We start from the raw sequence: 15,175 nt of genomic DNA, 5'->3' as shown, positions 1-15,175 counted from the left end.
GGTTCAGTCCTCCTGGGTGGGTCGGGGCCGGGTGACCAGTGATTCGATCTGGGTGGGGGTGGTGGCGTCGCCGAGGTGGTGGACGTAGACGCCGGGGGTGTGGATGTCGTCGGGGCCCAGGTCGCCGCGGGCGACGATGTGCTCGGCCTCGACGAAGGTGAGGCGGCCGCACTGGGCGACGACGGGGTTGAAGTTGCGGGCGGCGAGGCGGTAGCGCAGGTTGCCGTCGACGTCCGCGGTGTGCGCGCGGACGAGCGAGACGTCGGCGACGATGGCGCGTTCCTGCAGGTAGGTCTCGCCGTCGAACTCGGCGGTGGGCTTGCCTTCGGCGACTTCGGTGCCCACGCCGGTGCGGGTGTAGAAGGCGGCGATGCCCGCCCCGCCGGCGTGCATGCGCTCGGCGAGGGTGCCCTGCGGCACGAGTTCCACCTCGACCGCGCCGCTGAGGTACTGCTCCATGAAGAGTTTGTTCTCCCCGATGTAGCTGGCGAGGACGCGGCTGATCTGGCCCTTCTCCAGTAGGCGGCCGAGGCCGACGCCGTCGATGCCGAGATTGTTGGACACGACGGTGAGGTCGCGGACGCCCGCGTCGCGGACGATGTCGATGAGGGTGCCGGGGATGCCGCAGAGGCCGAAGCCTCCGACCGCGAGCGTCATGCCGTCGCGCAGCTGCGGGACGAGGACATCCGCGAGAGTGTCGGTGTACTTGCTCATGGGGGTGTCCTTCCTAGCTGGCGGTCCAGCCGCCGTCGATGGTGTACGCGGCGCCGGTGACCATGCCGGCGTCCGGGGAGGCCAGCCAGGTCGCCAGGGAGGCGACCTCCTGCGGTTCGACGAGCCGCTTGACGGCGGATTCGGTGAGCATGATCTTCTCGACGACCTCGTCCGGGCTGATGTCGTGGATGCGGGCCTGGTCCGCGATCTGCTTCTCGACGAGCGGGGTGCGCACGTACGCCGGGTTGATGCAGTTGGAGGTCACCCCGTGTTCCGCCCCTTCGAGGGCGGTGACCTTGGAGAAGCCTTCGAGGGCGTGCTTGGCGCTGACGTAGGCGGACTTGTAGGCGCTGGCGCGCAGGCCGTGGATGGAGGAGATGTTGATGATGCGCCCGAAGCCGCGCTCGTACATGCCGGGCAGGGCGGCGCGGACGAGGAGGAAGGGGGCCTCGACCATGAGGCGGTTGATGAGGCGCCAGTCGGCGGGGTCGAACTCGTGGATGGGGGAGATCCGCTGGATACCGGCGTTGTTGACGAGGATGTCGGTCTCGAGGCTGACGTCCTCGAGGGCGGCGGTGTCGGAGAGGTCGACGGTCCAGTGGTCGCCGCCGATCTCGTCGGCGAGGGCGCGGGCGGCGGCCTCGTCGATGTCGCAGACGGTGACGTGGGCGCCGGCGGCGGCGAGGGCGCGGGCGCAGGCGGCGCCGATGCCGGAGGCACCGCCGGTGACGAGGGCGCGTCGAGAAGCGAGGGTTCCTGAGGTGTGCATGGTGACCTTTCGGGTTAGAGGATGCCGGCGGAGACGGCGCCGACGAGGAGGCCGACAGCCAGCAGCGGGCCGACGATGGTGATCATGGCGACGTCCTTGTAGGACTGGCGGTGGGTGAGGCCGCAGACGATGAGGAGGGTGACCACGGCGCCGGAGTGCGGCAGGGTGTCCAGGCCGCCGGCGGCCATGGCGGTGAGGCGGTGCATGGCCTCCATGCTGATGCCGTCGGCGGCGGCCATGTCGCGCAGCTGCTCGCCGAGGGCGTTGAGCGCGATGGTCATGCCGCCGGAGGAGGAGCCGGTGAGGCCGGCGGTGATGGAGACGGTGACCACGGAGGTGATGAGCGCGTTGGCGCCCATGTTGAACACGGAGTCACGGACCAGGGCGAAGGCGGCGACGGAGGCGACGACGGCTCCGTAACCCACCTCGGAGGCGGTGCTGAACACGGGGAACATGGAGTTCTTGGCGCCCTCGCCGAGGGCCTTGAGCAGGACCTGCACGTGGCGGGCGTTGAGCACCAGGATGACCAGGATGGCCGTGGTGATACCCACGAGCACCGCCCACAGGGCCGCGCGGCTGGAGAGGGTGACGCCGCCGTACTTGTCCTCCGCGAGGTAGCTCCAGTCGAGCGCCGGGAAGATGTAGAGGGTGCACAGGAAGTTGACGGCGAAGACGGTGAGCAGCGGCAGGAAGGGGATGAAGCGGTTGCGCGGCTCCGGGAGGCTGTTCTCGCTGCCGTTGCTCATACCGGCGGAGTTCGCGTCCTCGCCGTCGTTCTCGCGGCTGGAGAAGTGCTCGCCCTTGCGCAGGAGCTGACGGCGGCGGAACTCCAGCCAGAACATGCCGAAACCGAGGATGATGAGCGAGCCGAGGATGCCGATGAGCGCGCCCGCGAAGGAGCCGGTGCCGAAGAACTGGCCCGGGATGATGTTCTGCACCTGCGGGGTGCCGGGCAGGGCCGTCATGGTGAAGGTGAAGATGCCCAGGGCGATGGTCGCCGGGATGAGGCGGCGGGGGATGTCGGCGACGCGGAAGAGCTCGCGGGCCAGCGGGTACATGACGAAGGCGACGACGAAGAGGCTGATGCCGCCGTAGGTCATGAGGGCGGAGGTGATGACCGTGGCCGCGATGGCGGCGCGCCCGCCGATGAGGGAGGTCACGGAGGTGGCGATGGATTTCGCGTAGCCGGTGACGGTCATGAGCATGCCGAAGATCGCGCCGGTGAGGAAGACCGGGAAGAGGCTGCCGACGAAATTCGCCATCGCCGGCATGAAGATCTCCGTGTACGCCGGCAGCAGCGGGGCGCCGGAGAAGATGAGGGCGATGAGCGAGGCGGCCGGGGCGGCGATGAGCACCGGCACCCCGCGGTAGGCGAGGGTGATGAGGATCGCGAGGGAGAGCAGGATACCGATGATTCCGAGGACCATCAGCGCCTCCTTGAGGTGAGAAGGGACAGGATGTGTCCGCCTATGGAGAACCGCACCACTCCTGTGATGCGAAACACTTTCTAGCGGGTGACGCTTCCCAGCATGCACTGTCGAATGTGACGAGCACTACATCTAGAGGTGCAACCTTTTCCCGCCCTTTTCGTAGCTGGCTACAAGTCGGGGTGGGCGGCCAGCACCCACGACACCTCGACGACGGTCTGCGTGTCGCCCAGATCGGCCCCGGTTAGCTCCTCGAAACGCCGCAGCCGGTAGCGCAGCGTGTTCACGTGGACCGGGATGCTTCTCGACGCCGCGGGGATGTTCATCCGGTGCCCCAGATACGCCGCCACCGACTCCAGCAGCTCCCGCCGAAACTCCCCCGCCCCCTGGAGCGGATCCAGGTAGCGGCGGGTGAGCATCTCGGTGGCCTCCGGGCACGTGTGGATGGCCAGCCGCCAGGACAACGCCGGCAGGTCCACCAGGCCGGTGTCCCCCACCTGCTCCGCCGCGCGCAGGGCGAGGGTGGCGGAGGCGAAGGAGGCGTGCAGGCGCTCGAGCAGCTCGGGCTGGCCGAGGCCGATGGTGAGCTCCCCGGCGACGTCCCGGTCGGAAACCTCGCCGATGAGGATGCCGACGATGACGCTCGACTGCACCGACGTGAGCAGCCGCAGCCCCGCCCCCTCCGCCCAGGCGTGCAGCAGCTGCTCGGCGCGGGGGCGGGCCGACGCGGCGACCGCGCGGACGGGGACGTCGGTGGGCACGTCGTACATCGCCGCCCCCCACAGCAGCTCGGAGATCTCCATCCCCTCCGCCACCGCGTGCCCGATCCACTCGGAGCGGCGCGCCGAGTCCGCCACCGCCCGGGCGATCTCCCGGTCGCGGTACACGGCGGTGGCCCGCGTGGAGAAGACGTCCGCCAGCGACCACAGCAGCGTCGAGCATTCCAGGACCTCATCCGAGGGGATGTCGTACTGCGGGGACAGGGCAATGAGCCGGCGCAGGATCATCATCATGGAGACACGGAAGCCGCTGAGCACACTGCCCAGCGGCACCCCCTGCCCCAGGCGTTCATCGGCCAGCGCCGCGGCCTCGGGCACCTCGTCCGGGGCGGGGTCGACGCCGAGGCGGATGATGCGGATGCTCAACGCCACGTTGCGACGCACCGAGAATGCCAGGCGCTCCGGGCCGACCTTCTCATAACCGGGGATGGTGTCCAGCAGCTGCGCCACGGTGGTGTCCACCAGTGATTCATCGTCCTTCTGCAGACGGTCGAGCAGGTCCTGCCAACGGTCGGAGGAGAGGTTGTCCATGGCATGCCAGCGTAACCGCTCCCGACGGACGAAGCCGCAGGCCAGATGCGCGACTGGACATACGTTGCCGTGGCCCCTACTGTGGTCACAACTTGATAACGGGATGGTTACAAACCCATCTCTCCCGACCTATTGCACTGATTGAGGATCCACCCCATGAACACCTTCTCCCGCTTCGCCCTCGCCGCCACGCTGGCCGGCACCGTCGCCACCAGCGGCCTGGCCACCGCCCACGCGCAGGACTTCGCCGCGCTCTCCTCCGGCGCGGGTATCGCCGCCGAGGCCGCCACAGCCGCCACCAACGCTGTCACTGTCGCCCGCCCGGCCGCCGGCACCTTCACCTCCGGCTTCGGGCCGCGCTGGGGCTCGATGCACAACGGCATCGACATCGCCAACGCCATCGGCACCCCGATCCACGCCGTCATGAGCGGCACCGTCATCGACTCGGGCCCGGCCTCCGGCTACGGCAACTGGATCCGCATCCGCCACGACGACGGCTCGATGAGCGTCTACGGCCACATGTCCACCCTCAACGTGGGCGTCGGCCAGCGTGTGTCCGCCGGTGAGCAGATCGCCGGCATGGGCAACCTCGGCTTCTCCACCGGATCGCACCTGCACTTCGAGATCCACCCCGCAGGCGCAGGCCCCGTCGATCCGGTCGCGTGGTTCGCCACCCACGGCATCTACTTCTGAGCCCAGAGCTCGAGACCCTCCCAGCCCGCGGGCGCCCCCAGCGCAGCGACGGTGACCACTTCGGACGTCGGAAAGCTCCGCAGCACGCCCGCCGCCTTCTCCGCCCACCCGGCGGCCGGATCGATCGAGCGCATGAGATAGGCGATGACCGCCAGTGCGTTGTAGGTGCTGAACTTCCGCTCCTCCGCCTCCGCGTCCCGCAGGTGATCGAGCACCGGGATGAGCCCCACCCCAGGGCGCGTCGGGGTGTAGAGCAGCCTCCGGTTGAACAGCCGGGCGTAGTGGGCGGCCAGGTTCCGCACGTAGTTGAGGCTGGCGAGCCAGCTGCCCATCATCGCCTTGGTGGGCACCCCGAAGGCCTCGGCAACCTCCACGGCGTCCTCCACCCGCAGGCCGCGGTAGAGCACCGCCAGCTGCCCCAGCTCGAGGATCTCCGTGAGCGCCCACACGGGCATCCGGTCGTCGTACTTCTTCCGGAAATGCTGGACGAACCATTCGTCCGAATCCGCCTGCCGCTCCCGCACCCCCTGCAGCCACTGGGCGTGCTTGCTCGGCTCGCCTTCTTCCGCGGTGAAAGACTCGGTGAAATAGGCCGGGTCCTCGTAGGCGAAGGCCGAGTGCCGGCCCAGAACATAGGCTATGCGCATCCGCAGAGCCACCTCGACGCGTTCCAGGCCGTCGAGGAACAGCAGCCGCAGCTCCCGGTCGAAATCGATGAGCCCCTCGGCGTGGGCCAGCGTGGTCCCGGGCCGGAACACCGCGCCCTCCCGGTAGGGGTACAGGTAGCCGATGAGCCGGTAATAGCCGACCGACTCCAGAAGCAGACGCGCGCGGGCGGGATCGTCGATAAGCAGGTCCTGCTCCCGCAGGCGCTCCACCTGAGCCTCCACGGGAAGCCAGGGCTTGTCGTACTCCACCGCCGCTCCTTCCCCACAATGACAATCAGCCCGTACCTCACGGCACGGGCTGATCACGTTGCTGCCCAACCTAGCACAGCTGCTTCCCCTGGAATGCAAAAATCTCGGCCATCTGCTGATGACCGAGATTTTCATTGGTGCCCGGGGGGGGACTTGAACCCCCACGTTCTTGCGAACACTGGCACCTGAAGCCAGCGCGTCTGCCAATTCCGCCACCCGGGCGGGTGGTGGTCCAGCGGGATTCCCGCCGTGTGGACTAGTACAAGATAACACGCGCCCCGCCCGATTAGGCAAATCAGCAGCTAGAGGCACGTTTCCGGAGCATACACAGAGAGCGATGTCACGGTGCTCCCAGGCTTCCCGGGTACGTTATCCACACGTTCGCACCCTATACTGGTGCCTGTCGTGCGCGCGAGGACTGTCTCCTCGCGCGATTTACTGATTACCCGGTCGGCTTCGGCCGCCCGGTTCACCTCGGAAAGGAGGCCGCGCCCTCATGTCGATCATGGCTCGTTTCGCCAGGCTGGACAGCGCTCTGCAGCGCGGTCTCGATAACGGCTTCGCCCTCGTCTTCGGCGGGAAGGTCGTCGCCGCGGAGATTGAGGAACTGCTCAAGCAGGAGGCGGAGGACAACCTCGTCGTCGATGACGGTGTCGTCTTCGCCCCCAATGTCTATGTCGTCGGTGTCTCGTCGAAGGATCTGGAGAATCTCTCGCAGGGCAGCGCTGATCTGCCGGCGGGCTTCGCCGATCAGTTGACCCGGTGGTGCCGTAACCGGGCGTGGAACTCGAGCGGGCCGATGGTGGTCCGTATCGCCGAGGAGTCGGGCCTGCACACCGGGCAGCTGCGCGTGTCGTCCTACCGGGACAACGATCCGGCGGACAGCAGCGGTTTCGAGGCCATCACCACAGACAGTGACCACAACCAGGAGGAGATCATGAAGCCGCAGGATGTTCCCACGGAGCTGACGGAGATGCCGCAGGACCCGGTGGTGACCCTGCTGCTCCAGGACGGCTCCAGCCGGACGTTCCTGGTCACCGAGGGGTCCACCATCATCGGCCGTTCCAATGAGGCCGATTTCCGCCTGCCGGATACGGGTGTCTCCCGCCAGCACGCGGAGATCACGTGGGACGGGCAGGATGCGGTGCTCGTTGATCTGGAGTCGACGAACGGCACCACGGTCAATGACACCCCGGTGGACAACTGGTTGCTGGCGGACGGTGATGTCATCACCATCGGCCATTCCCACATTGAGGTCCGGATCGTCGATCCGACCCGTTCCTCGACAGCGGCGCGGAGGTGACGCATGGATTCGCTGGTACTGCTGATCTTCAAGATTGTCCTGCTCGTCCTGCTGTGGTTCTTCATTTTCATGGCGGTGCGCGCCATGCGGCGGGATCTGCTCACCGCTGACGGTGTCCCCGGTGTCCCCGGTGTCACTGGTGTCCCCGGCGCGCCTGCCCCGGCCGCACCCCGGAAGGGTGGGTTGACGGCGGGGCGTCGAGAAGCGGCGAAGCAGCTGGCCGTCGTCGACGGCCCGCTCAAGGGTTCCCACATGGCGGTCGCCGCGCTGGAGGAGGTGGTCATGGGCCGCAGCCCGGACTGCACCTTCCAGCTGGGCGATGATTTCGCCTCCGCCCGGCATGCGCGGCTGTTCCGGCGTGGTTCGGACTGGTTCGTCGAGGACCTGGATTCCCGCAACGGCACCTATGTCGGCGGCTACCGCATTGACCAGCCCGAACGTGTCGGTACGGGTACCGACATCAGGGTCGGACGCACGACAGTGAGGTTGGTTCCGTGAGTCTTCGCCTGAATTATTCCGTCCTCTCCGACCGCGGCCTCGTCCGCGGCAACAACGAGGATTCCGCCTACGCGGGCCCGCAGCTGCTCATCATCGCCGACGGCATGGGCGGGCACGCGGCCGGCGAGGTCGCCAGCCAGCTCATGGTCAATCACCTCGAGCGTCTCGACGCCGACCCGGGCGACAACGACATGCTGGCCCTGCTCGGCGGTGTCGCCGATGACGCGAACCGGCAGATCGCCCAGGCCATCCGGGAGCATCCGGAGACCGACGGCATGGGCACCACGCTCACGGCGCTGATGTTCAACGGTCGTTCCTTCGGGCTCATCCACGTCGGAGATTCCCGCGGCTACCGCCTGCGCGACGGGCACCTGGAGCAGATCACCACGGACGACACCTTCGTCCAGTCCCTGGTGAACGAGGGCAAGCTCGACCCGGCGGATGTGTCTTCGCACCCGCAGAAGTCGCTCATCCTCAAGGCCTACACGGGCCGCCCGGTCGAGCCGACGCTGCGTGATCTCGACGCCCGCCCCGGCGATCGGTTCCTCCTGTGCTCCGACGGCCTCTCCGATCCGGTGACGGCCACCACGATCGAGCAGACCCTGTCCGAGGGCAGCCCCTCCGACGCGGCGCGCCGGCTCATCGAGCTCGCGCTGCGTTCCGGCGGTCCCGACAACATCACGGTCGTCGTCGCCGATGTCGTGGAGACCGACGGACTCGACGACGTCGCCCGCGCCGCCCTGCCCGCCACCCCGGTGACCGCGGGCGCCCTGCTCGGCGAGGTCGAGGAGAACACCCACCCCGACACCTCCGCCGGGCGTGCCGCCCTGCTCGCGCGGCAGCCGAAGACGATCTCCCCCGACGGGGAGGTCACGCAGCAACCACTCACGGGGGCCCGGCCGGCCCCCTCGGGCGCGCAGGAGGTCGCTGCCGTCCCGGCAGGTGATGCCTCGGGTCGCCGGGGGAGGTTTCGCCTCGCCGCGCTGATTCTGGCGCTGCTCCTGCTCATCGGCCTGGCCCTCGGCGGCTGGTGGGCGCAGCGCACCGTGGACAACTCCTACTTCATCGCCACCGGCGAGGATGACCACATGGTCATCCAGCACGGCGTCGACTACTCCGTCTTCGGACGCGACCTGCACTCGCCCTACCAGGAGGCCTGCCTGGACAAGGCCGGCGATCTGCGCCTGGTGGACATGGGTTCCACCGAGGACTGCGCCCCCTTCCGCCTGCAGGATCTGCCGGAGTCGGTGCGCTCGCAGGTGACGGGCCTCGACGGCGGTTCCTATGACGACGTCACCCAGCAGCTGCGCCGCCTGGCGGCGCAGGCGCTGCCGGTGTGCATCGACCGGGAGACCCCCGCCGGCCAGTCCGGCAACGTCGAGGACGGTGCGGAGACCGCCGGTGGCGATCTCACCCGTCCCGGAATCAACTGCCGGGAGGTGAAGTAGATGTCGCGTCTGCTCGCTCGTCGTACGGAACTGGGTCTGCTCATCCTGGCGGCCATCGCGCTCACCGTCATGCTCGCCAGCCTGGAGCTCTCGCAGGGCAACGCCCTGACGACCGACATGCTGCAGCTCATCGGTGGTTTCGTCGTGGTGTTCTCGCTGGCGCACATCGCGCTGAGTATCGCCGCGCCGCACGCCGACCAGCTCATGCTGCCGGTGGCGGCCCTGCTCAACGGCATCGGTCTGGTGGTCATCCACCGCCTCGACCTGGCCAACGGCACCTCCCTGGCCGGCCGACAGGTGATGTGGACCCTGGTGGGCATCGTGCTGCTCATCGGCGTGCTCTTCATCGTCCGCCAGCACCGCCACCTGTCCAAGTACTCCTACCTGCTCGGCCTGCTGGGACTCATCCTGCTGGCCCTGCCGCTGGTGTGGCCGACGGCCATCAACGCCGACGCCCGCATCTGGATCACCATCGGCCCCTTCTCCCTGCAGCCGGGTGAGTTCTCCAAGATCCTCCTGCTGCTCTTCTTCGCGCAGCTGCTGGCGTCCAAGCGCGCCCTGTTCAACGTCGCGGGCTACCGCTTCCTGGGCCTGGACTTCCCGCGCCTGCGGGACCTGGCGCCGATCCTGCTGGTGTGGGCCATCGCGATCCTCATCATGGCGGCCTCGAACGACTTCGGCCCGGCGCTGCTGCTGTTCTCCACCGTGCTCGGCATGGTGTACCTGGCCACCGGCCGGGCATCGTGGCTGCTCATCGGCATCATGCTCGTCGCCGCGGGCGGCACCGCCGTGTATCAGGTGTCCGGCAAGATCCAGGACCGCGTGACCAACTTCCTCGACCCCGTGGCCAACTACGAGTCCACCGGTTACCAGCTCTCCCAGGCCCTCTTCGGCATGTCCTGGGGCGGGGTCACCGGCACCGGCCTCGGCCAGGGGCATCCGGAGATCGTCCCGATCGCGCACTCGGACTTCATCCTCGCCGCCGTCGCCGAGGAGCTGGGGCTCGTGGGGATCACGGCCGTGCTCATCCTCTTCGCGCTGCTGGTCACCCGCGGTTTCCGGGCGGCCCTGCAGGTGCGTGACTCCTACGGCAAGCTCGTCGCCGGCGGCCTGTCGCTCACCATCGCGATCCAGGTGTTCGTGGTCACCGCGGGCATCTCCGCGCTCATGCCGATGACCGGCCTGACCACCCCGTTCATGTCCGCCGGCGGCTCCTCCCTCATGGCGAACTACATCCTTCTCGGGCTGCTGCTGCGCATCTCGCACTCCGCCCGCCGTCCCGCCGAGCAGGCCCCGCTTCTCGACGCCGCCCCCGGCACCACCCACCTCCCGGTCCAGGGAGGTGCCGTGCGATGAATCGTTCCCTACGTTTCGCCTCCGCCTTCGCCATCCTGCTCATCCTGGTGCTGCTGGTGAACCTCACCTGGGTGCAGGCCTTCCGGGAGGACCAGTACGCCAACAACCCGCTCAACCAGCGGGGTTTCTACGAGATGAAGTCCATCCCCCGCGGCCAGATTGCCGCGGGCGGCATGGTGCTCGCCTCCTCCGCGCAGGGCGCGGACGGCTTCTACCACCGTTCCTACCCCTCGGATGCCCCGGCGGCCTTCGTGCCCGTCACCGGCTACCTCTCCGACCAGTACGGGGCCTCCGGCCTGGAGTCCTCCTACAACCAGGTGCTCAACGGCACCGACCCGGCGCTGTTCACCTCCCGCTGGCTGGACACGCTCACCGGGAAGGAGACCGGCGGCGCCAACCTCGAACTGACGCTCAACCCGCAGATGCAGCAGGTGGCGCACGAGCAGCTCACGTCGAACGGCTACGAGGGCGCCGTGGTCGCCCTGCGGCCCTCGACCGGGGCGGTCCTGGCACTGGCCTCCTCCCCCGGCTACGACCCCAACGCGCTGGTCAACCCCGCCACCGCGGCCGACACGTGGTCGCAGGTGACGCAGGCGCCGGGTAACCCGCTGATCAACCACGCGACGCAGGACACGCTGCCGGCGGGATCGATCTTCAAGATCATCACCACCGCCGCGGCCCTCAACAACGGCTACTCCGCGAACTCGCAGCTCACCGGCGCCCCGGAGATCACCCTGCCGGGCACCACCACGACGCTGACCAACTACGGCGGGCAGGCCTGCGCCGGCGGCGGCGAGGTCTCCCTGGAGACGGCCTTCTCCCTGTCGTGCAACACTGCCTTCGTCCAGATGTCCATCGACGTCGGCGCGGACGCCTTCCGCTCCGCCGCCGAGGCCTTCGGCATCGGTGAGAACCACGACCTCGGTCTGCCCACCTCCCCGGGCGGGCTCGGCGACGTCACCGATCCCGCCGCCCTGGGGCAGAGCTCCATCGGCCAGCGCGACGTCACCATGTCGGCGCTGCAGGCCGCGGTGATGGCGGCGACGGTGGCCAATGACGGCCGCCGGATGGAACCTTTCGTCGTCGATAAGATCACGGGTTCGGACCTCAAGGAGCTGCGCACCACCAGCCCGCGCGAGGTGACGCAGGCCGTCACCCCGGAGGTCGCCGCCCAGCTGGAGGAGCTCATGCTCGCCTCCGAACGCAACACGGTCGGGGGGCGCGCGGGCATCGCCTCGAAGACCGGTACCGCCGAGCACGGCGACGAGGGCACCCCGCCCCACACGTGGTACGTCGCGTACCTGCCCGACAGCGATGTCGCGGTGGCGGTCGTCGTGAAGAACGGCGGCGGCCTGGGCACCGGCGCCACCGGCGGCCAGGTGGCCTCCCCGGTTGCGCGCGCGGTCCTCGACGCGGCGGGAGGTGCCTGATGGCGAACATCGACGGCCGCGACCGGCTCCAGGAACTCATCGGCGACGACTACCGCCTGCAGTGGATCATCGGCCACGGCGGCATGTCCACCGTCTGGCTGGCCGATGACACCGTGCACGACCGGGAGGTGGCGCTGAAGATCCTGCGCCCGGAGTTCTCGGACAACCGGGAGTTTCTCACCCGTTTCCGCAATGAGGCGGAGACGGCGGAGCTCATCGACTCCGACAACGTCGTGCGCACCTACGACTACCGCGAGATCCCCGATCCCGCCGGGCACTCGTTCTGCTTCATCGCCATGGAGTACGTGCGCGGCGAATCCCTCGCCGACCTGCTGGCCCGCGAGAAGTCCCTCGACGAGGCCCTCTGCCTCGACGTCCTCGAGCAGGCGGCGCACGGCCTGTCCATCATCCACCGCATGGATCTGGTGCACCGGGACATCAAGCCGGGCAACATCATGATCACGCAGAGCGGCCAGGTGAAGATCACCGACTTCGGTATCGCCAAGGCCGCGGCGGCCGTGCCGCTCACCCGCACCGGCATGGTGGTGGGCACGGCGCAGTACGTCTCGCCCGAGCAGGCGCAGGGCCGGGAGGTCACCGCGGCCTCCGACATCTACTCTCTCGGCGTCGTCGGCTACGAGATGCTCGCCGGGCAGCGTCCCTTCGTGGGGGATTCCTCCGTGTCGGTGGCACTGGCGCATATCAGCCAGTCCCCGCCGCCGCTGTCCACCTCCGTGTCCGCCGAGGCCCGCGAGCTCATCGGCATCGCCCTGCGCAAGGATCCCACGCAGCGTTTCGCCGACGGCAACGAACTGGCGCTGGCGGTCTCCGCGGTGCGCCTCGGGCAGCGTCCCCCGCAGCCGGCCTCCGCCGCCATGACGCGGGTCGCGCAGGAGCCCTCCCCCACCGAGTCGACCCGCATGCTGGGCCGGGTGACCCACCCGACGACCATCCGCCCGGCGCAGACGATCGCCCCGCCGCCGCGGCCGCCGGTGCAGCGCCCGGCCGTGCAGCCCGCGCGCGGCGGGGGCGGCGGTTTCGCCACCGGCCTGCTCCTCGCCCTGCTCATCGCCGCCCTGCTCGGCGGCGGCATGTACCTGGCGTGGCAGGCGGGCCTGTTCGAGGGCACGCGCCCGACCCCGGTGACGAGTGAACAGCCGACGACGCAGGAGATCGTCACCGAGTGGGTGACGCCCACCCCGGAGCCGACCCCGACGTCCGTACCGGCCCCGGAGACGGTCACCCAGTGGGTCACACCCACCCCGGAGCCGACGCCGACGATCATCCCGACCCCGGAACCGACTCCGACCATCGTCCCCACCCCGGATAATGGAGGAGGAACCCCCGGCGATCTGGGTCATCTGCTGGACAACCTGGGGAATCTGAACAACGGAGGTAACTGATGACGCTGATCGGTGACCGCTACGACACCGCCGAGATCATCGGTACCGGCGGTATGTCCGAGGTCTTCGCCGCGCAGGACACCCTTCTGGGTCGTGATGTCGCCGTGAAGATGCTCCGCCTGGAACTGGCCCGTGACATCAGCTTCCGCGAGCGATTCCGCCGGGAGGCGCAGAATTCCGGGCGCCTCAATCATCCGGCGATCGTCGCGGTCTTCGACACGGGCGAGACCGTCATCGACGGCATCGACGTCCCCTACATCGTCATGGAACGCATCCACGGCCGCACCCTGCGCGACATCGTCCGCGAAGACGGCCCGCTGGGCCCGGCGCGCGCCGCCGAGGTGCTCATTCCCGTCGCCGACGCGCTGCAGCACAGCCACGAGGCCGGCATCATCCACCGCGACGTCAAGCCGGCGAACATCATGATCACCAACACCGGCGAGGTGAAGGTGATGGATTTCGGCATCGCCCGCGCCCTCGACGACTCCACCTCGGCGATGACGCAGACCTCCGCCGTCATCGGCACCGCCCAGTACCTCTCCCCCGAGCAGGCCCGCGGCAAGGCCGCCGACGCCCGCTCCGACGTCTACGCCCTCGGTTGCGTCCTCTACGAGACCGTCACCGGGCGCCCGCCCTTCTCGGGCGAAACCCCCTTCGCCGTCGCCTACCAGCACGTCCAGGAGGATCCGGAGCCGCCGTCCGCGCTTATCGACGCCCTCTCCCCCACCGCCGCCCTCAACGTCGACGGGGTGGTCCTCACCGCCATGGCCAAGCACCCGGCGGACCGCTACCAGTCCGCCGCCGCCATGCAGGAGGACCTGGCCCGACTCTCCCGCAACGCGGTGACGGAGGCCGCCCGCCACTACATCGCGGAGGAGCAACCCGCCGCCGACGACAGCCCGACGACGGTGACGCGGGCGGTGCGGGAGGACGAGGGGGTGTCGAGAAGCAACCGGTGGATGGTGTGGCTTGCCGCGCTGCTCGCCGTCCTCGCCCTCGGCATCGGCGGTGGTTTCGCGTGGGATCTCCTGCGCGAGAGCAGCCAGCAGACCACGCAGATGGTGTCCGTCCCGGACGTCACCGGCCTGCCCCGCCAGGACGCCGCCGCGCGCCTCGAGGCTCTGGAGCTGCGTGTCGACATCAACGAGGAACCCTCCCCGGACATCCCCCGCGGCACCGTCATCCGCAGCAACCCGACGGCCGGCTCGCAGCTGCAGAAGGGCACCTCCGTCACGCTCACCGTGTCCAGCGGGCGGGAGATCACCGACGTCCCCGACATCACCGGGCTCACCCCCGCCGAGGCCGCCGAGGCCCTGGCACAGGCGGATCTGCACCTGGAACAGCAGGTCAGCGAGGCCAGCTCGGAGACCGTCACCGCGGGGCGCATCATGGACCAGAACCCGCCGGCCGGGGCGCAGATCTCCAAGGGCTCACCCGTCACCATCACCGTCTCCACCGGCCCGGCGCTGGTGCGCATCCCGGCGCTGTCCGGCATGCAGGTCGAGCAGGCGGAGGCGACGCTGAGCAGCCTCGGCTTCACCCCGGAGATCACCCGCATCGACTCCGCCGAACCCGCAGGGCGCGTACTCACCGTGGAGAACGAGGGCGCCCAGGCCCCCCGCGGCGCAGTCGTGCGCATGGAGGTGTCCAACGGGATGCTCATCACCATGCCGGACCTCACCCGCCGTGAAGAAGCCGACGCCCGCGCCGCCCTCGCCGCCGCCGGATGGTCCGGCGAGCTGCGCATCGGCGAGCCCGTGAAAACCGGCGCGCTGGTCGACGAGCACAAGGTCGCCTCCACCGACCCCGCCGCGGGGGCCACCCTCCGCCGGGACGCCGTGGTCACCCTCCGCCTGTGGGAGTTCGACGTCGGGGTCTTCATCCCCGGCGCCCCGTAGGCGCTTGCT

The 15,175-nt window shown here is 69.1% G+C and carries 13 protein-coding genes and 1 tRNA gene; 8 read left to right on the top strand and 6 right to left on the bottom strand.

What is annotated here, in order from left to right:
- Positions 1-3: 3 nt before the first annotated feature.
- The 4 genes from ACFPUZ_RS09295 to ACFPUZ_RS09280 form a co-directional block, all read right to left on the bottom strand.
- A complete protein-coding gene (locus tag ACFPUZ_RS09295) occupies positions 4-714 on the bottom strand; it encodes a CoA transferase subunit A (protein ID WP_377001639.1) in 711 nt (236 codons plus the stop codon).
- A 13-nt stretch (positions 715-727) separates the two neighbouring features.
- Positions 728-1,483, bottom strand: a complete 756-nt coding sequence (locus tag ACFPUZ_RS09290) for a 3-hydroxybutyrate dehydrogenase (RefSeq protein WP_377001638.1) — start codon at positions 1,481-1,483, stop codon at positions 728-730.
- A 14-nt stretch (positions 1,484-1,497) separates the two neighbouring features.
- Positions 1,498-2,910 carry a GntP family permease gene (locus tag ACFPUZ_RS09285; RefSeq protein ID WP_377001637.1) on the bottom strand — a complete coding sequence of 471 codons (1,413 nt, stop codon included), beginning with the start codon at positions 2,908-2,910 and terminating at the stop codon, positions 1,498-1,500.
- 170 nt (positions 2,911-3,080) lie between these two features.
- On the bottom strand, positions 3,081-4,220 hold the full coding sequence (locus ACFPUZ_RS09280) for a PucR family transcriptional regulator (protein WP_377001636.1): 1,140 nt from the start codon (positions 4,218-4,220) through the stop codon (positions 3,081-3,083).
- A gap of 156 nt (positions 4,221-4,376) precedes the next feature.
- On the opposite strand from ACFPUZ_RS09280, the gene ACFPUZ_RS09275 reads away from it, so the two are divergent.
- Positions 4,377-4,913 carry a M23 family metallopeptidase gene (locus ACFPUZ_RS09275; protein WP_377001635.1) on the top strand — a complete coding sequence of 179 codons (537 nt, stop codon included), beginning with the start codon at positions 4,377-4,379 and terminating at the stop codon, positions 4,911-4,913.
- Here ACFPUZ_RS09275 and ACFPUZ_RS09270 read toward each other — a convergent pair.
- On the bottom strand, positions 4,904-5,830 hold the full coding sequence (locus tag ACFPUZ_RS09270; RefSeq protein WP_377001634.1) for an Abi family protein: 927 nt from the start codon (positions 5,828-5,830) through the stop codon (positions 4,904-4,906). The genes ACFPUZ_RS09275 and ACFPUZ_RS09270 overlap by 10 nt on opposite strands.
- A 135-nt stretch (positions 5,831-5,965) precedes the next feature.
- Positions 5,966-6,052 (bottom strand) — tRNA-Leu (locus ACFPUZ_RS09265).
- A 274-nt stretch (positions 6,053-6,326) separates the two neighbouring features.
- Here ACFPUZ_RS09265 and ACFPUZ_RS09260 point away from each other — a divergent pair.
- Genes ACFPUZ_RS09260 through pknB form a run of 7 tightly spaced genes read left to right on the top strand, consistent with a single transcriptional unit; the run spans position 6,327 to position 15,166 of the window.
- Entirely contained in the window at positions 6,327-7,133 is an 807-nt protein-coding gene (locus ACFPUZ_RS09260; RefSeq protein WP_377001633.1) for a DUF3662 and FHA domain-containing protein, read from the top strand.
- 3 nt (positions 7,134-7,136) lie between these two features.
- Positions 7,137-7,631, top strand: a complete 495-nt coding sequence (locus ACFPUZ_RS09255; RefSeq protein ID WP_377001632.1) for an FHA domain-containing protein FhaB/FipA — start codon at positions 7,137-7,139, stop codon at positions 7,629-7,631.
- On the top strand, positions 7,628-9,079 hold the full coding sequence (locus ACFPUZ_RS09250) for a PP2C family protein-serine/threonine phosphatase (RefSeq protein WP_377001631.1): 1,452 nt from the start codon (positions 7,628-7,630) through the stop codon (positions 9,077-9,079). Before ACFPUZ_RS09255 ends, ACFPUZ_RS09250 begins: the two co-directional genes overlap by 4 nt.
- Positions 9,080-10,435: an FtsW/RodA/SpoVE family cell cycle protein gene (locus ACFPUZ_RS09245; protein ID WP_377001630.1), complete on the top strand. Its 1,356-nt coding sequence runs from the start codon at positions 9,080-9,082 to the stop codon at positions 10,433-10,435.
- Complete coding sequence (locus ACFPUZ_RS09240; protein WP_377001629.1) at positions 10,432-11,865, top strand: penicillin-binding transpeptidase domain-containing protein; 1,434 nt, start codon at positions 10,432-10,434, stop codon at positions 11,863-11,865. Before ACFPUZ_RS09245 ends, ACFPUZ_RS09240 begins: the two co-directional genes overlap by 4 nt.
- A complete protein-coding gene (locus tag ACFPUZ_RS09235) occupies positions 11,865-13,268 on the top strand; it encodes a serine/threonine-protein kinase (protein WP_377001628.1) in 1,404 nt (467 codons plus the stop codon). The genes ACFPUZ_RS09240 and ACFPUZ_RS09235 overlap by 1 nt, the downstream gene beginning before the upstream one ends.
- Positions 13,268-15,166 (top strand): Stk1 family PASTA domain-containing Ser/Thr kinase, encoded by a 1,899-nt coding sequence (pknB, locus tag ACFPUZ_RS09230; RefSeq protein ID WP_377001627.1) that lies wholly within the window; start codon positions 13,268-13,270, stop codon positions 15,164-15,166. Before ACFPUZ_RS09235 ends, pknB begins: the two co-directional genes overlap by 1 nt.
- The last annotated feature ends 9 nt before the right edge of the window (positions 15,167-15,175 follow it).

Source organism: Corynebacterium nasicanis, assembly GCF_042658165.1.
GTDB lineage: Bacteria > Actinomycetota > Actinomycetes > Mycobacteriales > Mycobacteriaceae > Corynebacterium > Corynebacterium nasicanis.
This window is presented reverse-complemented; position numbering and strand designations above follow the sequence as displayed.